The sequence below is a fragment of the Lacrimispora brassicae genome (genome assembly GCF_054772055.1).
This window is the reverse complement of sequence record NZ_BRYH01000009.1, coordinates 53,120-72,794: the sequence shown is the minus strand read 5'-3', so window position 1 is coordinate 72,794 and position 19,675 is coordinate 53,120. Positions and strand designations below refer to the sequence as shown.

The window sequence follows — 19,675 nt, the reverse complement described above, 5'->3', positions numbered from 1 at the left end:
AGCTTCCCCCATGTAGGAAAGGCTGTGTCAAGGACAACGAATCTGCTCGTGAAGTCCTTAACGCAGCCTTTCGTTTTTGCTGCTTTCCATAGCTATACTAAAACACACCCCGCCCTCAAAGGCGTACCGTGAGAAAACCATCATGCGTACAGATATGCAGAATCAACCACATCACATTCATTGAATCGTGCAAATCGGTTTATGCAGATATTAACAGCTACCTGAATCTTCTTTGTTTGTTTTATTCCGTCCTCGTACCAGATGTTTTTGACAATCAGCGTACTGTTCTTCATATCGGCAACTGCTTCCACACGTCCGATAAACCTGCTGCCATAAAGAATGGGCAAAACATAAAAACCGTATTTGCGTTTCTCTGCCGGGGTATAGATTTCCCAGGTGTATTCAAAACCAAATAATGTGCGGATCAGCTTTCTGTCCCACATGATACAGTCAAGCGGCGCGATCAGTTCACAGCGAGGCTTAAAAGTATCGTTTTGTAATACGGTTTCTATCAGAAATAAATCCTCAGCCTGGCAAAAAAGAATATCCTTCAGGCCCTCCACCCTGACCTGGAGAACTTTTCCTTCTGCAAGAAGTTCTTTGAACACTTCGGTTCTTTGGGGCGTTTTAAGGCCCCAGATATTCAGCCATGCATCGGACGGACGATTCCACAAAAGCCCTACCGCGCCTATTCGCCGAAGGACACGCCATTTTTGATGCCCGAATTCATCCGGCAGCGGATCAGGAGCGTCAAGCAGTTGGGCAGACAGATACTGATGGGTGAGGTCGTAGTACTTCCGAGTGCCTTTTTTGTGATGAATGATCAGTTCACCTGTAGAATACATCTGTTCCAGCACCGCCCGTGACGCATTGGTGCTGCCGCTCCAATTACCGCTCCAATGAATGGCGGAATGCCAGTGTATGCTGCCCTGTATGGGCAAATCGCCGGAACTGACCGCTCCGTTTGCCCGGATATAATCCTTTGTGCTTGCTTCCAGCTCCGCCAGTTCTTTGAAGCGCCGCCCTCCTTCCCGCGCAGCGTTTCGATAACGTTCAAAATACGGCCAATCTTCTATCGGAATAATGGAAAGGTTTTTATCGGGATAATCCACAAGCTTACGGTCATTATACAGCAGCTCGTAAAGAGTATGCTTTGTAAAGCCCTTAACGCGGGATTGCAGCGTAAGCTCCGCATTCTTTCCGCAGGAATCAACCGGGTCAAACTGAATGCAGCCTGCCTGGCGTATAAAATCAAACGCGCCCTGCTTACCATTAAATTTGTGTTCCCCTAACAGCCCATGCTTGAGAAGAATGAAATGTCTTGCCTGCTTGTTAGTTAAAGTGATCATAGGTTTCCTCCCTCGTTTCCTTATGTCCCTATTTTATCACAAAACGAAAATTTCCGCTATCTTCTATAACTTCTTATCGTCCACACCCATATACCATAATTTTTCAGCAGCTCGGCAGTCAGTCCTCAGCCGCCCCTGGAACAGTGGAAAGCACCGCCATCACAAACGGGGCTTTCTCTATCTCAATATTTATAAAGGATCAATGAAATCATTTCAACCGGTTCTTCCCCAATGGCTTCGATACTGTGCCTTCTCCAGCCCCGGTAACGATCACGTCTCCTTCCAAGATTGATGAATTCTCCAAAAGTCCGCTTTTTCGTTTTTAAGACTTTCTTCAATATCATTTACCAATAACCTATGCGTGTCTTTACCATATTTATAATAATCTTAATATGAGTAAAATAGAAAGCCGTCCTATTCAAGGATGTGATTGGGAATACCGTTTTTTCATTGATTTCGAAGGAAATTTGAAAGATAATGCTGTAAAAAATGCTTTAGTTGGGTTACAAGGTGAATGTAAATATATGAAAATTATGGGTAATTATTAAAACATAGGATTCAAGCGGAAGGTGATTTGCGCATCTATATTGAAGATTGCCGGAGAGCGGCACCGGACTATTTTTATTCCCTCCAATCCTATGCGGCCGCCCCTTTGAAAACCTATAAGAACTGCTTGAAAGGCTTGTAAACGCAAAGAGGCTGCCGCAAAAAAGAAAATTTGTTTTTCTTTTTGCGGCAGCCTTAAATATTCCTATTTCAATTTATTTTACAGTCAGCACCTGTACCTTTTTGCCGTCTTCCAAGGGGCTGCTGCTCTGCATCACCACTTCATCCCCTTCAGAAAGTCCCTGGGACACTTCATAATAAGCGTTCTTTTTCTTCCCTTCTGTGATCGCCGTTTTGACCACGGTTCCATTGGAAACCTTATACACGAAAGTCCCGGAGTCATCGGACTGGATACACTTTGCAGGAATGTATACAGAACTGTTTTCCTTATTATCGGACACCCTTAGATCCGCTGTCAGACCGATATAGCTGACCTTGCCTGCCTCTTCCAACTGTACGGTCACCGTGAACATCCCTGTGGAAGCATTGCTGACTGCGGACATTTCGGTAACAGTCCCCTGGCAGCTTTCCCCTAAGGACTGAAGGCTGACCTTCATGGACATTCCTGTTTTCAGTTGGTCTATGTCCATGTCCGCCACTTGGATCTTCACCTTTATGCCGCTGTCGTCAATGACCGTCATGGCCTTGACCTGGGGGGAAACCATTTGACCTACTTCCACATAAACGTTTGTTACCATTCCGGATATGGGGGCGGTGACCCTGCAGTCGTCATATTTTTTCTGCACAATGTCCAGGGAAGCCTTTGCGCTCTCCATCTGAGCCTTTGTAATATCGTAATTGCCGGCCTGCCCGTTCCTTGCCGCCTGCAACTGCGCAGAGGCCGTATCCATCTGGGCCTTTGCCCCTTCATACTCTGCCTGGGAAACAGCACCGCCGCCATACAGGGCTTCCATGCGGTTAAAATTATCCCTGGCTGTGTTGAATGCGATTTCCGCCGGTCTTACGCTGGTATTCTGCTGGCTTGCCTTTTCTGCGTTTTTAAAAGCGGCTTCTGCTGCCTGGTAACCTGCCTTTGCCTGTTCCAGTTGCAGCTTTGCATCCTGGTCGTCTACCTGAAACAAAACGTCTCCAGGGTTTACATGATCCCCTTCCTTTACCGGGATCTCTAAAATCTTTCCATTGCTGTTAGGCACCACATCAACACTGCTGAGCGCTTCCACGGTTCCCTGCCATACCATGGTGGACAGATCTTTTCCTGCTTTCGCTGCCGCCACGGTCACCTCAGTCTGTTGATTTTCTCCTGCACATCCCGTAAGCAGGCTTGACAGTATTGCCACTGCCATTAAACCTGTGAACAATTTTCTCATCTTTTCTGACCTCCTGTAAGCCCTATTCATTTCAGATGTATTTTAACAGATGCATTCATCCCAAAAACAAGAGGAAGATCTTCTTCGTTTTCAATCGCCACCTTAATTGGTATCAACTGCGTCACCTTTGTATATTCTCCGCTGGTGTTAAAGCTGGAATTATTGGAAAAATAAGTCTGAGTGGCTGGATCAATCTCCGTTACCTGCCCCTTAAAGCTTTTGCCGGGATATGCGTCTATTTTTACATCCACCCGCTGTCCTAAGTGGACCTTCATAATATCCGTTTCTTCCACATTCACACCGATGTAAAGGTCAGAGGTATCGGCTACCAACGCCAGCTCTGAGCCCAGGGCCACCGTCTGGTTGACAGCCCCTTCATTTCTTACCACGGTTCCTGTAATGGGGGAGGTAATATAGGGAAGGACCTCCTGCCGTCCCAGCACCTGGTCCTGCTCCACCAGATCGCCATTTTCCACATCCCAGGACAAAAGCTTCCCGCTTGTTACCGCTTTTACGGAATACAGCTTTGCTGTCACCTTTGCGTTATTTGTTTGAAAATAGGATACGCTTGAATCATAGACATAATATCCGACCCCGCATCCCACAAGCACCAGCAGGATCAGAAGGGGAGCTATGATTTTTTTCAGTTTTCCTGCCCCTGTCTTTATTTCCTGGTCTTCCACATTGATATGTTTGTTTTCCTGCATATTTTTTTCTCTCCGTTCTGTTATTCTCCCGAAGGCAGCGGGCCAAGGCCAAGGGGACTTGACTTTGGCAACTGCCGTGGGGCCAAATATCCCGTAGCTTGCTGCGGAATATTTCACTAATCTGCAAACTGGCTGTGATACAGATCTGCATAAAATCCTTTCTTCTCCAGCAGCGATTCATGATTTCCCTGTTCTATGATATCCCCGTCCTTCATTACCAGGATTACATCTGCATCCCTGATGGTGGAAAGGCGGTGGGCGATCACAAAACTGGTTCTGCCCTGCATCAATTGGCCCATGGCCTTTTGGATCAATACTTCTGTTCTTGTATCAATGGAACTGGTTGCTTCATCCAGGATCAAAATTCTGGGATCCGCCAAAATCGTTCTCGCAATGGTCAGAAGCTGCTTCTGTCCCTGGGATAAGTTGCTGGATTCCTCATTGATCACCATGTGATAGCCTCCCGGCAATGCCCGAATGAACTCATCGCAGTGGGCCGCTTTTGCTGCCTCTATGACTTCCTCATCTGTCTTATCAAAATTTCCATACCGGATATTATCCATAACAGTGGAATTGTACAGCCATGTTTCCTGAAGCACCATACCGAACATGGAGCGTAAGTCCCCTCTTGTAAAATCCAGGGTGTCATGACCGTCGATCAGAATATGCCCGGAATTTAATTCGTAAAATCTCATGAGCAGTTTCACTACCGTTGTTTTACCCGCTCCTGTGGGACCTACGATAGCGACCATCTGGCCGGCTTTTATGGCGGAGGAGAAATCGTGGATGATCAATGTATCCGGCGTATAGCCAAAACAAACATTTTTAAATTCCACATTTCCATGAACCTCCTGCAGCCGGATCGGTGCCTCGCATTCTGCCACCTCATCCTCCTCATCTAAAAACTCGAATACACGCTCTGCCGCAGCAGCCGTGGACTGCAGCGTGTTGGATACGTTGGCGATCTGGGAAATGGGCTGCATAAATGAACGCATGTATTGGATAAACGCCTGGACGTCTCCGATCTCAATCACCTTTTCCACCGTTAAATATCCGCCCAACAGACAGACACAAACATAGCCTAAGTTGCTGATAAAGGACATGATGGGCATCATCATTCCTGATAAAAACTGGGACTTCCAGGCTGAACCGTATAATTTGCGGTTGATCGTCCCGAATTTTTCGATGGCTTCCTTTTCTCCGTTAAATATCTGCACCACATTATGGCCGCTGTAGATTTCTTCAATATGCCCGTTTAAATCTCCCAGGCTTTCCTGCTGCTTCTGAAAATATTTCTGGGATTTCTTTACCACAAGCATGATTAAGACCATGGAAACAAAGAGGACCAAAACAGCTACTAAGGTCATCCGGATGCTGATGGATATCATCATGATGACGATTCCCACCAGGGTCGTCACAGAGGTGATGATCTGGGTCAGGCTCTGGTTCAATGTCTGGCTCACCGTATCCACGTCGTTGGTGATCCTTGACAAGATCTCCCCGTGGGTCCTTGTATCATAATAATTAAGGGGAAGACGGTTCATTTTCTCTGAAATATTTTTTCTCAGCTCATAGGTGACATTCATACTGATGCCGGACATGATATAGCTCTGCAAATAAGAAAATATGGCCGATATCAGATAAAGCACCACCAAAAGCAGCAGCCGGTTCCGGATGTAGCGGAAATCCGTTAATAATCCGGTCCCTGCCATCCAGGCAATCAGACCTTCAAACAGCTTTGTGGTGGCTTTTCCTAAAATCTTAGGTCCTGCAATGGAAAACACGGAGGAACAGCTTGCAAACAGAATTACTACAAATACCGAGCGTTTATACGGCTCCAGATAACGGGCCAGGTGAAGCATGGTCCCTTTAAAATCCTTTGCACTCTCTGCTTTGCCCTGTATCCCACCGCCTCTGTCCATGGGGGAGCTGGAGGGTTTCTTCTCTGTCATTTCAATTCCTCCTCGCTAAGCTGTGATAATGCAATTTCCCGGTAAACCTCACAGGTTTTCATCAATTCCCGGTGGGTTCCTTTTCCGGCAATCCTGCCATGCTCCAAAACAATGATCTGGTCTGCATTCATGATGGTGCTGATGCGCTGGGCCACTAAAAAGATGGTGCTGCCACCGGTTTTTTCACGAAGGGCAGCCCGGAGCTTTGCATCCGTTTTAAAGTCAAGGGCGGAAAAGCTGTCATCGAACACATTCACAGGCGCTCTTTTTACAAGTGCCCTGGCAATGGAAAGCCGCTGTTTTTGTCCGCCTGATACATTTCCTCCTCCCTGGGCAATGGATGCTTCAAAGCCCTCAGACTTTGAACGGATAAATTCCATGGCCTGAGCCGTATCCGCCGCGTCTTCAACCTGTTCCTTTGTCGCGTTCCGGTCCCCGTACATCAGGTTGCTTTCAATGGTTCCTGAAAATAAAATCCCCTTTTGGGGAACAAATCCTATAATATCCCGAAGCTCATGAAGCGGCCAGTCCTTGATATTGATCCCGTCGATGAGAATCTCTCCTCCGGTCACATCATAGAATCTGGGAATCAGGTTCACCAGCGTGCTCTTTCCGCTTCCCGTAGCGCCGATAAAGGCTGTGGTATGACCTGGCAGTGCCGTAAACGTGATGCTATGTAATACATCCTCATCTGCATCCGGATACCGGAAGGATACGTTGCGGTACTCCACAACACCTTTATGAACCTTTGAGATTTCAGTCCCATTCTCAGGGTCCCCAATGGATGGTTCCGTCTGAAGGACTTCCACCACACGCCTGATGGATACGATGGCTCTTGGGATCATAATGAACATCATGGTCATCATCAAAAACGCCATAATGATCTGCATGACATACTGCATGTACGCCATCATATCCCCCACCTCCATCTGGAAGGAGGACACTGCCTTTGATCCCACCCATATGATCAGGAGGTTGGTCAGATTCATGATCAGCATCATGGCCGGCATCATGCCGGAGGTAACCCGGTTGACAAACAGATTTGTCTGGGTCAGCCTGGAATTTACCTTTTCAAACCGTTTTTCCTCAAACTTCTGAGTATTAAAGGCCCTGATCACCAGCGTCCCTTCCAGGCTTTCCCGTACCACCAGGTTTAAACGGTCAATAAGCTTTTGAACAAATTGAAAGCTGGGCATGACAACCGCAAGCATGCAAAAGACTACCACCAGCAGTAACGCCACGGAAAGGGCGATGATCCATGACATTGATTTGTTTTTATCAAGGGCGTGTATCACGCCTCCGACTCCCATGATGGGAGCATAAAACACAATACGGATCACCATGACGATCAATTGCTGGATCTGGGTGATGTCGTTGGTAGTCCTTGTAATCAGGGAAGAGGTGGAGTATTTCTCCATCTCCGCATTGGAAAAGCTTTCCACCTTGGCGAAAATGTCCTGACGCAGATCCCGGCTGACACCGGCCGCGATCCTGGCGGCGATAAATCCCACTAAAATTGTGCAGCAGGCACTGATAAAAGCGATTCCCAACATTTGAAATCCAATTTTAATGATATACAAGGTATTGCCTGTTGTAATTCCCTTGTTTACAATATCAGACATAAAATCAGGAAGTGACAAGTCGCATGTTGCCTGACCAAACAGCAGAGCCACTGACATTGCCAAAAATAAAAAATACGGTTTAAAATACCGGAAAAATATTTTCAAATTAATTCCCTCCTTTCCTTTTATTTCTTATATTCTTTTTAAAACCCCTTCTTAACTGCCCCAATCTATGGTTGTTTTTCCTCACTGATTCCCTTTTCCTTCATCATCTGATCCACTTCTTTTTCCATCAGGTCAGAAAATCTCTTCCATAATTCAATTAATTTGCATGCATCATCTTCTCCCATGCCAACGATCACCCGCTCCAGAAGCTCGCTCATCATTCCAGAGCATTTCTTCCACATGTTCTCCCCTTCTTCCGTTAAGGAAACGCAGATATTCCTGCGGCTTTTGGGATCTATTTCCCTGTATACCAGGCCCCTTTTTTCCAGTGTATTCAGCATCCGGGATGCTGCCGATAATGCGATATTCATCTTCTTTGCCAAATCAGATACATGAATTCCCTTGTTTTCCGGGCTTTCATTCATGCCGGTTTGTATTTGATACAGCGCAAAAAATTCGCTCTTCGTGATTCCTTCGGGCATGCAGTTTCTATGAATCCTTTGTTTGCTTCCCATCATCATGGCCAATTCCGCTTTAAATTTCTTTATGTATTCTTCCTGTTCATTCCTCATGACAAAACCCCCCTGTTTTTTCACTTAACATTGTTAACAATTATCAATGTTTATGATTCTAACTCCAATGAAAGCATGTGTCAATTATTTTTTCGTTAAGATTTCATACATATCTGGGAAATCATCCAGGACTCTCCTGGGGAGAAACCCTTCGGCGCATCACAAAAATACCGGCGGTATGCTCCCTCTTACAAGAGCATACCGCCGGTATTTGATCCAATGATCCCTATTCTAAATCTTCCCCATTGGAAGCGATTACCTTTTTGTACCAGTAAAACGAATCCTTTCTGCTTCTGGACTTTGATCCCTTTCCTTCGTCATCCTGGTCAACGTAAATAAATCCGTACCGCTTGCTCATTTCCGCAGTTGATGAACTTACAAGATCAATAGGCCCCCATGGCAAGTAGGCAAAAATATCCACCCCATCCTTTATGCATTCCTTCATCTGCAAAATATGCTGGCGGTAATAGCCGATCCGGTAATCATCATGGATCTCTCCATTTTCCTCCACTTTATCCAAGGCTCCAAAACCGTTTTCTGCGATCATGACGGGCACCTGGTATCTGTCCCAATACTGAGACAGGCAGTTATAAAATCCTAAGGGATCCATCCGCCATTCCCAGGGTGTTGGCTTTAAATTGGGATTTTGTATCACATCCCTTGGATTCATCCCGCAGCAGCCTGCATCAATGACCTTTGACGAGTAATAAGAGATTGCAAGGAAATCCTGCTTATTTTTTCTGATTACTTCTTCATCTCCTGCCTCCATTTTTATATTCCAGCCGTTTTCTTCAAAGAAGCGGATTGCATACGCCGGATATTCACCCCGAAGCTGTACATCCGTATAAAAGTACTGCATCCGGTTGCGTTTCATGGTCAGAACCACATCCTCAGGCTTGCAGGAATTGGGATAATAGGTGCAGTCTGCTGCCATGGTGCCGATCTGCATGTCAGGATTCAAATTTTTCCCGTATTCATATACAAGGGCATTTGCCACAAACTGGTGATGCACGGCCTGAAATTTGGCTTCCTCTAAGTCCCCGGCATAATCATCCAAAAGGCCGATGGAACCCCAGGAACAGTATTGCAGCAGATTGATCTGGTTAAAAACGATCCAGTATTTCACTTTATCTTTATAGCGGTCCAGGACGGCGGCTGCGTACCGGACAAAAAAGTCGATCAGCTTCCGGTTGGCAAATCCCCCGTATTCCAGAACAAGATGTAAGGGCATATCATAATGGGAAATGGTAATGATGGGCTCCATGCCGTTTTTCCGGATCTCATCAAATAAGCGGTCATAAAAGGCCAGTCCCTTTTCATTTGGCTCCTCTTCATCTCCCTTTGGGAAGATACGGGACCAGGATATGGATGTCCGGAAAGCGCGAAGCCCCATTTCTCCCAGCAATGCCAGGTCCTCCTTATAAGTATGGTAAAAGTCTATTCCGTACCGCTTGGGGTAATAGTTTTTATCATCCTCCATATAGCGGAGTATTTCAGCCCGGGTTCCGCCGCCTTCTTTTGACACGTTGGACCGGTTTAAGTCTTTTGAGTACATGTGGACATCGGAAGTGGACAAGCCTCTGCCATCCACATCATATGCCCCTTCCACCTGGCACGCCGCTACCGCACCACCCCATAAAAATCCATGGGGAAATGTATTTCTTGTTTTTTCCATAAGCTCTCTCCTTTATGAAACGCTTCCATCATGGCATGGAATGACCTGGAAATCAGTCAAGGTCTTCCCCCTTTGATTCAATCAGCTTTTTATACCAGAAAAAGGAATCCTTCCTGATCCTCCTGCACTCCTTCGGATCATCGTCAGTGCGGTCAACATACACAAATCCATACCGTTTCTTCACGCCATTGCTGGTGGACAGAAGATCAATGGCAGACCAGGGGCAGAAGGCCAGAACCTCAACACCAGAATCCATGGCCTTTTTCAAAGACTTTATGTGATCCCGTAAGTATTTGACCCTGTAAGGATCATGGACTTTGTCATCCTCTGTCAGGCTGTCGTAAGCTCCCAGGCCGTTTTCGGTAATCATCAGGGGCTTATTGTAACGCATGTAAATGTCCCGCAGCAAATATTCCAGGCCGGTGGGATCGATGGCCCAATCCCAGTCCGTGGTGTCCAGCATTGGATTGGGACACATCTGGAAAAATCCCGGCTGGTGCTCATGGCCGTCCATGGCCCCCTTTACACCTGTCCAGTTTACCCCGGCAAACCTAAGTTCCTCCTCTTGCGGACATGCTTTGGCACATTCACTGGAATAGTAATTCAAGGCCAGGAAATCGGAATACCCTTCCCTGATCAGTTCCATGTCCCCAGGCTCTATATGAGGGGCGAGCCCCTTTGATTCAAGGTAAACCATAGCTGATTTTGTATAAAACCCTTTAAAGTAAATATCAAGATAATACCCGTTATGTAAGTCATGGGCGTTCTGGGCCGCCATAACATCCTCCGGCCTGCTGGTCAGGGGATATACCGGCGCATAGCCGATGGCTGCTCCCACCAGACCTTTCGGCACTTTCTCATGAACCAGCTTACAGGCAATGGCATGGGCCAGATTCATGTGATGATTGATCTGGTATCTGAGCTGATGGTTGGACTGCAGCTCCTGTGGAATAAAGCATTTCTGGGTCCAGAACTGTACGATGATGCTTTGCTCATTGATGGTTGTCCAGTATTTTACTTTATCCTTAAATTCCTCAATGATGTAGGCCGCGTAATACTCAAAATCCCTGACCACTTCCCTGCTTAGCCAGCCGTTGTATTTTTCAACAAGGGCCCAGGGCAAATCATAATGATAGAGGGTCACAATGGGCTCGATGCCGTGATTTAACAATTCATCGATTAAATCCCTGTAAAACTGGATTCCTTCTTCATTCACTTCACCAACACCATCAGGAAACACTCTGCTCCATGCAATGGAAAAGCGGTAAGCAGTAAACCCCATCTCCTTCATTAGAACAACGTCTTCCTTAAAATGATGGTAATGATCGCTTGCAATCTCCGCCGTTGCAAAGCCTCTCTTTACATAATTATCTTTATTGATGATATCTTGCTGGGATGCCTTTTTCCCGTGGGAAAGCGCGGCTCCCTCCACCTGGTAGGCGGAGGTGGAAGCGCCCCATAAAAAGTCATCCGGAAAACCTTTTTTAAGCATAATGATCTCCTACTCCTATACAGTCTCTATGAATCTTTTTTAACACCACTTCAAATAAATCAATCAGCTTTTCCGACAGCATCACCTCGGAATTGATGGTCATCAGCGTATCCTGGGCATGGGCAAAGAGAAGGCATGGCTGATATGTTTTCCCTCTCGTTTCGTTTTGTATCACTTCTGTCTGGGATACATGTGCCAATCGGATGCACTCCTTTGCTTCCAGCATCTTCTCTTTTGCTTCCGTAAAATTTTCTTCCTTGATGCAGTCAAGTGCATGTTCTACAGCCGTTCTGGCATCGCCTGCATGTAAAATGATCTGCATGGCAACTCCTACCAACTCATTTTCCATAATATCTTCCATAAATACTTCCTTCCTAGATATTCATTTCTTCCTTTATGCACTGCCCTTCATATGCCTTAAAAAACGGCATCCAGGTAATGAAATATACCGCAAATAATATTACATAAAATAGAATCGCCCTTAAATCCTGAGTGATCATTACAGAGGAGACTGGGGCCGGAACCTGGCCTACCTGAATCATTTTTCCCGGAATATTCAGCCACCCAAACTTCATGGCAACGTAAATGATCGTGGGACCTGTAAAGGAATTGATCCACATGGGCAGCATTAACAGGGGATTAAATGCAATGGGCGTGCCATAGATCACCGGTTCATTAATATTAAAGATACTGGGAGCAATACAAACCTTTCCCAGGGTCCTCATCTTTTTTGATTTTGAACGCAGCATCTGTACCACAAGGGGCAATGTGGCTCCCATGCCGCCCATGGTAATCAGTGCGGCAGTAAAAACCGTTTCGCTGGTCACGATATTGGTTGCAGTCCCTCCGGCAGAAATTGCAGCGATATTGGCATTGATGCCCGCCATAAATACGGGGGTGGATATGGCGCCAAATGCCCATGACGATACTCCGCAGGAATATAGGATCGCAGGAGTCAGACACATAAAAATCATGCCCGGATAAGACTGGCCAAAGGAGGCAATGGGCTTAAACACTGCATTAACGGCGGATACTACATCCACCCCGCCATTGGATACAACGATCATGATCACCAGCAAAGTGGCGAAAATAGGAATGATGCTGTTGATCCAGTTTGCCAGAAAGCTTGGAATGGACGTACTGTCTTCCAGAAAACCAAACCGCGTCCACAGATTAAATACAAATGCCACAAAAAGTCCCACAACAATGGCAACCATGATTCCGCTGGGGCCGAACACCCCAAAATTCACGTTCATAAAAGAATTCTCATCAAAGGTGGGATTCAGGCACATGATAAATGCGGAAAAGCCCAGCAGGCCTGCCGGAACCTGGAATTTATTCCTTTTTTTCAGCTCCATCAGATTATAAGGGATCAAAAAAGAAATAAAGATCCCAATGAACATAAAGGAATAACTGGCAATGGGAAATATATCCGGAAGGCCGGGAATATAGTCCTTAAATACATTGTAGAAAAACACCAGGGATCCTGTCAGGATAAAGGGCAGTACCCTCATCATTGCCTGGGATACGGCTGCAACCCATGGATTTTCCACTAATTTATTCATTGCCGGTGCAAAGGAATCGGTCAGCCACTTCATTAATTTTTTCATACTTCCTTCTCCTATTCTTGTCATTACTTATCGAGATACTTGATGATATAATCCAATAACCCTTCCCCGTCCAAGGTCCCATAAATATCCTTTGGGATCACCATGACTTCCGTTCCATATGCAGAACATAATTCCTTATACGTATCATACCTTGACCCGTAATGGGGTCCGATGCATAAAATATCTGCCCCTTCTTTTATTACGGACATTACATTGCTTTCCGCATGAGCAGCTACAACAACGTCCATTTTTTTCTTCTTGCTGGCTTTCTTTACGGCATTGGCAAGGAAACCGCTTGACATGCCCGCACCGCAGCACAATATGATCCTTAGGTCACCCATCCTTTCGTCCTCCTTTCGTTTAAATGTGAACCCCTGTATATCTTATTTACAATACTAATTATCATAAAAGAAAAGAGAAAAATCAAATCACGATTTGCACCTCCCCATGCAATCTGTCACTGATTTTTCTCTTCTCCTATCCGGGAGCCTTAAAAGCCCAGAGGAACCTTCCTCAGCCGATGATGGATCTTAGTGTACTTTCAAATTCCTCATAGGATCTGCATTCCCGAAACAGTTCAATATTGGTTTCCTCCGAGAATATTACGACCAAGGATTCATATAATTCCTTAAAAACATGATTGTCCAGTTTATTGATGGCAATCATGAGGACCACATATACCAGTTGGTTTTCCCACCGTATGCCTTTGCTGCTGATCAACACGGAGGCACAGGTCTTATATGCATTCATTTCAACGGAATGAGGGATGGCGATCTTTCCAAATGCGGTGCAGGCCGCCCTCTCTCTTGCCAGCACATTTTCCCTGTAATCTCCCCGCACGTATTCTTTATGGTATAAATTATTTGTCAGCATTTCAATTGCTTCCATTTTATCCAATGGCCCATGGGATACAAAAAACAATTCTTTTTCAAAGTAATCATTAAAATGCCTTGTCAGCATTTTATTTTTCTTATTATTCAGGGAATTTTCTATTCTTTCCTGTATTTCAAGCTTATCCCCAGAGGTCATGAATGGGGATATGACGGCAGTTTCACAGGCAGCAGATGTTTTTACCTTCACAGTGGAAATGAGCAGGTCAAAATTCAATTCTTCCAACTGATGGGAATCCCTCACTGATGCGACAATGTTGATGTCGCTGCTGAAATTGATCAAAAGCTCATTGTACAGCCTGGATTCTATGTTCATATAGCTTGGGCACAATAAAACCACCCGCACCTTTGGATTATTATTTTTCTGCCTTTCTACCTCTCCTCCAATGTGCAGGGCAATAAATGCCACCTCATCCTGGCTGATATATATTTTATGCTTTTTCCCCAGTTGCAGGGATACGTATAAGGCCATATCAAATAATATCAAATGCTGGGACTTTATGGATTCCAGCATGGGATTTTTTATATTGGTGCTGTTTTTCGCCCGCAGCATGAGATTTTTTAAGTGCAGCGCAAAGGGAATGATGAAATTATCCGTGTCCAGATTAACGGAGTATGCCTGCTGGATCAAATAAACCAGCTCCTTTGTCTCCTCCACAATCTCATTTCCCACCAATGCCCGTACCTCCTGCATGCCCCCGGTAACAACGAAATTTGTGCAGGACTTAAACAGAATGTAGATCTCCCGCCTTTCTTCCTCATTAATGGTAATGGAAAACTGCTGCTCCAGCTTTTTACACAGCTCCAACACGCACACATTTTCTGCATCCATATCCTGGATCCCTCTTGCCATGTCAGGAATGGTCTTTCCTTCCTGTATCCGTTTAATGATGATTACCAGATGAAGCAGCATATTTCTAAGAGCCAGATCATTGATGTAATAATCATTCTTTGAAAATATCTGCTTTACAATAGGAACCATGGAATCAATATCAATATTCTTAAAATTGTTTTTCAAAATCTGCAGATCTAAGTAGTGATTATCCACTTCTTCATAGAGAATGTAGCTGAACAGCTTTCTGATGTTTTTTTCCGGTCCCTGCAGCTTGATCTGGTCCCTCTCAATTGCAAACACGATATTAAAGCTTTTGAATCTCATATTCATTTTTTTAATATCTGCCTTCAGCGTGGAATCACTGACAAATAATTCTTCTGCCATGAGATAAAGATCCAGGCAGTTGGTATGCTGGAGAAAAAAGGCCTTGATCACATAGGTGGATCTTTCTTCATATGTCTGAGGGATGACAATATTCTCCTGGGCAAGCAGGCTTTTTGCCAACGGAACATTTAAAGCGTATCCGTTTTTGTTTGATACAATGGCTTTCCCTTTTCCGGTTTCATTAATCTGTGAAATATAGGTTTTCACCGAACGCATGGAAATGCTTAAAGCATCGGCCAACTGCTGGGATGTCAATACCTTAGCCTTGTTTTCCATCATGTAGTTAATCAGTTCTATCTGCTTGCTCTGCATATGATCACCCCGTTTAAGAACATTTTAACCTATTTCCTCTTACTATAGATTCTGCCGGCAGAATGCCTCAAGCTTACAGGCTGCCGCTTCTTCATCTTCCCCCTCAATGACAAATCTCACCGTTTCCGAGCATTTTATCCCTAATGACATAATGGACAACAATTTTTTGGCATCCCCTTTCTCCTCATTCTTAAAAAGCGTGATGCTGCTTTTATAGCCGGAGGCCTCCTTGGCCAGCAGGCTTGCAGGCCTTGCATGAATGCCCACGGCTTCCTTTATGACATATTCAAATTCCTTCATATGATTTCTCCCTCGTTCCTTGTAAATGATAAAGCCCTTCCTGTAAATTTCAAAATTCCTTTCCGTTATCAGGCCTGAATTTATTATAATGGTACTTAAAAATCAATACAAATATATATTTGCACTCACCACGTGCAAATTTTATAAATACTGCATCCTATCCTTTAAGTATATCAGAAAAATCGTTTCTTAAAGGCATGGAAGCAGAAAAAACCATGGAAGCAGCCTTACGGATATCCGGTTGCTTCCATGGTTTTTCTTCCGATCTGTTATAAATTATACATTATTTCCATTGCATGAAGTCAATTCTTTCATAGCTCATTTTTATTGTATAAGCCATGCCGTACAGCATACCAAGGGCGCTGCTGTATTCGCCGTCTTCCTCGTTTGGGTTCCCCATCCCCCTCACTGCCAGATAATTCATCAGGGGAATATCAACAATACCTGGTTTCTGTGCAGGCATGTAAAATTCCCGGTATTCTTTCTTGTAATCAAAAGCCATGTCTTCCCCCTCCTTTAGCCGTTTATGATATTAATATACCTCATCAAATATGACAACTGTCTGTCAGGTTTGGATTTCCAAAGAAAAAATTCCGCAGTCCGTCATATGCCACGTCTTCGTCTGCGCCGGTGATCTCCACCCTTATGATATCACCGAATTTGATATTCAGCCCCATAATAGCCATCACATCAGAAGCATCGGCAGTTTTTCCATCAAGGAAAATTATAATCTTACTGTCATATTTCTGGCTCTCTACTGCCAGCTTTACCGCCGGCCTGGCATGAATCCCAGACCGTTCCCTTACCGTATAATCAAATGTTTTCATCTTCCCTCCCTGCACCCCATTGCATGTTCAGTAAAAACAACCTTGGTAACTTTAAATCCCCTTAATCCTATTATACATATCCCAATAAATCTGTCCAGTTTAATATCATCTGTACAAGGGATCATGGGGACCTTTCTTTTCCGCTTAAAAGGGGACATCATTAAAAAAATGATGCCCCCTGGCCCTTCATCGCCTGATATCGGAAAAATCTGCGGTTTCCACTCTATTCCAAATAAATCTCCTTAAGCCGTTTTCTGTCAGCCCCGTAAAATCTGCACGCCTGATCCAGATAGGCCTCCATTCCTCCCAGCCTGTCCACTTCCTCAAAAGCAGCTCTGATATAAGACTCCTTTGTCTCCATAAGACTGGAAAGATAATCAAGGATCACCTTGTTATCCGTATACTTACGGTACTGGTCCATGCGCTTTTTATTGCGTTCCCTGTTATACTGGGCGGTTTTTAAATAATCCCCGATGATCTCCTCTCTGGGAACCTCCATGATGGAAAGAAACAGGGCGGCTGCCCAGCCGGTGCGGTCCTTTCCTCCCCTGCAATGAAAAACCAGAGGAACCAAACAAGTATCTGTCAGAAGCTTTAAAAAAGAAGAATATGCCTGTATGCTGTTTTCTGATGTTACAAAAGCACGCATCTGCCCTTCCATGGAGTTTAAATTCTTTACCAGAAATTCATGGCCCTCAGAAGTTTTCTCCCACTCTGCCAGTCTTGCGATCTTCCCTTCATCATCCCTGTGAGAAGCGCTGGCCAAAGCTGCCGTTTCCCCGTCAGGAGACAATACCGCCAGCCGGACTCTCCCAGGGAGCCGGTCCGGATGAAGCTCTCTTTCAGTTGGGGTACGGAAATCCACTGCCGTGCGGATATTCATTTTCTCCATCTTTTTTAAATCTTCATCTGACAACTTATGGAGTGCATCAGAACGAAACACCAGGCCCGTTTTTACCCGCCGTCCTTCCTCCGTATAAAAACCTCCCATGTCGCGGAAATTAAAGGTTCCGTCAAAAGAAATATATCTGTCCATTGCATGTTTCCTCCTTGAGCACACTTACTGTGCCCCGTTTTCCTTCTCTTTTGCTTCCTTATCCACCCGGTATATAAATGGGAGGTAAAGAGCAATAATTGCAAAAAGCTGTATAAGCTGTACCAAAGCGCCCTGCCACCCTGCCACAAGGAACCCCTGCAGCAGCGGAGGAAGCGCTCTTGATACATTTGCGCTGACAATGGGTAAAAATCCGGCCAAGGTCGCAGCATAAGCGATGAGGATGCTGATCACCGGGGCAAGAGTCATGGGAATTATCAGCCAGACATTCAGCACCATGGGGATTCCGAATTTCATAGGCTCCGTAATTCCGAAAACGCTGGGTATGATGGCTACCTTTCCAATGCTCTTCATATGCTGGCTTCTGCAGTACCATACCAGCAATATGGCAAGGGCAAGGGCTCTCGGCCCTTTAAAGGATTCAAGGAAAAACATATTGATCACATGCCCGGGCATTTCCCCTGCAAGGATTGCTTCTGCGTTTTCATATGCCTGGGTGGCAAACAGGGCGTTAAGAAAAACATTGGATACATTGGAGCCATGGATCCCAAAAAACCACAGAAATTCCGATACCGCATAAAGAATACAAGCGGAAACAATGGAGCCTCCAAGATTTTGGAGCGGAGTCTGCAAAATCTTGTAAATAAGATCATGCATGTTTTCAAAGGGCGTCATTTTAATAATACTGTCCACAGTGAGGAAGAAAAACAGGATACAGAATGCAGGCACAATGGCCTGAAAAATCTTCGAAACTCCCTTTGGCACTGCAGCAGGCATATGGATATAGACGTTCTTGTCAATGAAATAGGCATAGGCCCGTGTTGCCACAAGGGCCACGATGATCCCCACAAACATTCCCCGGGAACCAAGGTAACTGATGTTGATGACATTGGCCGTCTTTGCGCCTTCCACTGCTTCTGCAAACATTTTCTGGATAGGAGTCACTGCCAGAAAGCAGGAAAAGGAAATGATGACAGAGGGCAAAACCTCCTGTTTGCATTCATTGGCCATGGCTATTGTCAGGGATATAAGGGTGTAGATGGTGATCAAACTTAAAGTGACCGTTGATCCCAGGGTACAAAAATCCTTAACTGGCTGGGGCATGAAGTTCAGGGTGGTTATGATCATAAATAAACTGCCTGCCAGGGAAACAGGCATGATCCCCATCATTCCTGCTGAAATGACCTTCACATAACGGGCCGATGCAAACCTGCCCATGCTCATTGTAAGCTTCTGAATAATGCTTTTTTTATCATTTGTTACTGCCATACCATTTTCTCCTTTCTTTTTTTCGCCCATGTTTTTTGGGCATAAAGGGATACCCGCTGGGTGTTTCATTTCTCCGCCCATGCTTTTGGGGCATAAAGGGATACCCGCAGGGTATTTCTTTACCGGCCCATCTGGCTAAGTGTATCTGCAAGAACCTTTTCTCCATTCATCATGCCATAATCCATCATTTCAATGACCTTTACAGGGATGTCCGGAAAATCAGCCGCTACTTTTTCTTCCATGTAGCTTACCTGGGGACCTAAGAGGATGATATCTGTTCCTTCCGTATGAGAGGAAAGAGAAGTTACGGGCACTGCCTCGATCTGCAGCTCCATTCCTTTTTGATCCGCACTTTCTTTCATACGCTCCACTAACATGCTGGTTGACATTCCTGCCGCACAGGCTAAGACAATCTTCATAAATTTTCATCTCCTTTGCTGTTTTTGTTGTTATACATAATACGGTACATTTCGATCATCTGCTCCGCCAGATCCTGTACGGTCATGGCATTCATCAGATGATCCTGGCCATGTATCATGATCAGGCTCATCCTGGTTTCTCCTTCTCCGTTTAGCTCTTCCTGGATCAGCTTTGTCTGTACCTCATGAGCGGAAAGCAGAGCCCTGCGGCACTCCTCCATGAGAGCGGAAGCCTTTTCAAAATTCTTTTCCCTTGCTGCCTGGATCGCCAATATGGCATTACTCCTGGCATTTCCCCCCTTTACGACCAGCTCCATTACAATGGTTTCTGTTGTCATTCCTTCTATCCTCCTGTATTTTTCTATAT

Annotated in this window: 19 protein-coding genes and 2 pseudogenes; 1 reads left to right on the top strand and 20 read right to left on the bottom strand. The window is 45.2% G+C overall.

From position 1 onward, the window contains the following. Positions 1-140: 140 nt before the first annotated feature. Together ACYVD3_RS06050 and ACYVD3_RS06045 are read right to left on the bottom strand one after the other, a co-directional pair. Entirely contained in the window at positions 141-1,349 is a 1,209-nt protein-coding gene (locus ACYVD3_RS06050) for a winged helix-turn-helix domain-containing protein (protein ID WP_460641613.1), read from the bottom strand. 182 nt (positions 1,350-1,531) lie between these two features. Continuing rightward, the gene (locus ACYVD3_RS06045) at positions 1,532-1,693 is read right to left on the bottom strand and encodes a hypothetical protein (RefSeq protein WP_460641612.1); all 162 of its coding nucleotides are present in this window, start codon (positions 1,691-1,693) and stop codon (positions 1,532-1,534) included. Here ACYVD3_RS06045 and ACYVD3_RS06040 point away from each other — a divergent pair. Continuing rightward, a pseudogene (locus ACYVD3_RS06040) lies at positions 1,688-1,897 on the top strand (bifunctional chorismate mutase/prephenate dehydratase); the annotation flags it as partial. The gene ACYVD3_RS06045 and the pseudogene ACYVD3_RS06040 sit on opposite strands and share 6 nt — an antisense overlap. Positions 1,898-2,110: 213 nt before the next feature. Here the strand turns inward: ACYVD3_RS06040 and ACYVD3_RS06035 are convergent. The 18 genes and pseudogenes from ACYVD3_RS06035 to ACYVD3_RS05950 all read right to left on the bottom strand — a co-directional run bounded on the left by ACYVD3_RS06035 (position 2,111) and on the right by ACYVD3_RS05950 (position 19,646). Beyond that, on the bottom strand, positions 2,111-3,283 hold the full coding sequence (locus tag ACYVD3_RS06035; protein ID WP_460641611.1) for an efflux RND transporter periplasmic adaptor subunit: 1,173 nt from the start codon (positions 3,281-3,283) through the stop codon (positions 2,111-2,113). 26 nt (positions 3,284-3,309) lie between these two features. Then, a complete protein-coding gene (locus ACYVD3_RS06030; protein ID WP_460641610.1) occupies positions 3,310-3,990 on the bottom strand; it encodes an efflux RND transporter periplasmic adaptor subunit in 681 nt (226 codons plus the stop codon). A gap of 116 nt (positions 3,991-4,106) precedes the next feature. Continuing rightward, positions 4,107-5,942, bottom strand: a complete 1,836-nt coding sequence (locus ACYVD3_RS06025; protein ID WP_460641609.1) for an ABC transporter ATP-binding protein — start codon at positions 5,940-5,942, stop codon at positions 4,107-4,109. Beyond that, positions 5,939-7,669, bottom strand: coding sequence for an ABC transporter ATP-binding protein (locus tag ACYVD3_RS06020; RefSeq protein ID WP_460641608.1), 1,731 nt, complete (start codon positions 7,667-7,669; stop codon positions 5,939-5,941). The genes ACYVD3_RS06025 and ACYVD3_RS06020 overlap by 4 nt, the downstream gene beginning before the upstream one ends. 65 nt (positions 7,670-7,734) lie before the next feature. Continuing rightward, the gene (locus ACYVD3_RS06015) at positions 7,735-8,241 is read right to left on the bottom strand and encodes a MarR family winged helix-turn-helix transcriptional regulator (RefSeq protein WP_460641607.1); all 507 of its coding nucleotides are present in this window, start codon (positions 8,239-8,241) and stop codon (positions 7,735-7,737) included. Positions 8,242-8,467: 226 nt separating this feature from the next. Beyond that, positions 8,468-9,916 (bottom strand): glycoside hydrolase family 1 protein, encoded by a 1,449-nt coding sequence (locus ACYVD3_RS06010; protein ID WP_460641606.1) that lies wholly within the window; start codon positions 9,914-9,916, stop codon positions 8,468-8,470. Positions 9,917-9,968: 52 nt separating this feature from the next. Then, positions 9,969-11,408: a glycoside hydrolase family 1 protein gene (locus ACYVD3_RS06005; RefSeq protein WP_460641605.1), complete on the bottom strand. Its 1,440-nt coding sequence runs from the start codon at positions 11,406-11,408 to the stop codon at positions 9,969-9,971. Continuing rightward, positions 11,401-11,769, bottom strand: coding sequence for a PTS lactose/cellobiose transporter subunit IIA (locus tag ACYVD3_RS06000; RefSeq protein ID WP_460641604.1), 369 nt, complete (start codon positions 11,767-11,769; stop codon positions 11,401-11,403). Before ACYVD3_RS06000 ends, ACYVD3_RS06005 begins: the two co-directional genes overlap by 8 nt. A 13-nt stretch (positions 11,770-11,782) precedes the next feature. Then, on the bottom strand, positions 11,783-13,018 hold the full coding sequence (locus ACYVD3_RS05995) for a PTS sugar transporter subunit IIC (RefSeq protein WP_460641603.1): 1,236 nt from the start codon (positions 13,016-13,018) through the stop codon (positions 11,783-11,785). A 23-nt stretch (positions 13,019-13,041) separates the two neighbouring features. Beyond that, on the bottom strand, positions 13,042-13,359 hold the full coding sequence (locus tag ACYVD3_RS05990) for a PTS sugar transporter subunit IIB (protein ID WP_460641602.1): 318 nt from the start codon (positions 13,357-13,359) through the stop codon (positions 13,042-13,044). Between the two features lie 172 nt (positions 13,360-13,531). Continuing rightward, a complete protein-coding gene (locus ACYVD3_RS05985) occupies positions 13,532-15,439 on the bottom strand; it encodes a BglG family transcription antiterminator (protein WP_460641601.1) in 1,908 nt (635 codons plus the stop codon). 42 nt (positions 15,440-15,481) lie between these two features. Beyond that, positions 15,482-15,739, bottom strand: coding sequence for an HPr family phosphocarrier protein (locus ACYVD3_RS05980; RefSeq protein ID WP_460641600.1), 258 nt, complete (start codon positions 15,737-15,739; stop codon positions 15,482-15,484). Between the two features lie 316 nt (positions 15,740-16,055). After that, positions 16,056-16,241: pseudogene (locus ACYVD3_RS05975) on the bottom strand (GyrI-like domain-containing protein); the annotation flags it as partial. Between the two features lie 43 nt (positions 16,242-16,284). Then, a complete protein-coding gene (locus tag ACYVD3_RS05970) occupies positions 16,285-16,566 on the bottom strand; it encodes an HPr family phosphocarrier protein (RefSeq protein ID WP_460641599.1) in 282 nt (93 codons plus the stop codon). Positions 16,567-16,789: 223 nt separating this feature from the next. Beyond that, complete coding sequence (locus tag ACYVD3_RS05965; protein ID WP_460641598.1) at positions 16,790-17,602, bottom strand: tyrosine-protein phosphatase; 813 nt, start codon at positions 17,600-17,602, stop codon at positions 16,790-16,792. Positions 17,603-17,626: 24 nt separating this feature from the next. Further along, positions 17,627-18,889: a PTS sugar transporter subunit IIC gene (locus ACYVD3_RS05960; protein WP_460641597.1), complete on the bottom strand. Its 1,263-nt coding sequence runs from the start codon at positions 18,887-18,889 to the stop codon at positions 17,627-17,629. A gap of 119 nt (positions 18,890-19,008) precedes the next feature. Continuing rightward, entirely contained in the window at positions 19,009-19,308 is a 300-nt protein-coding gene (locus ACYVD3_RS05955) for a PTS sugar transporter subunit IIB (protein ID WP_460641596.1), read from the bottom strand. Next, entirely contained in the window at positions 19,305-19,646 is a 342-nt protein-coding gene (locus tag ACYVD3_RS05950; RefSeq protein WP_460641595.1) for a PTS lactose/cellobiose transporter subunit IIA, read from the bottom strand. Before ACYVD3_RS05950 ends, ACYVD3_RS05955 begins: the two co-directional genes overlap by 4 nt. Positions 19,647-19,675 lie beyond the last annotated feature (29 nt).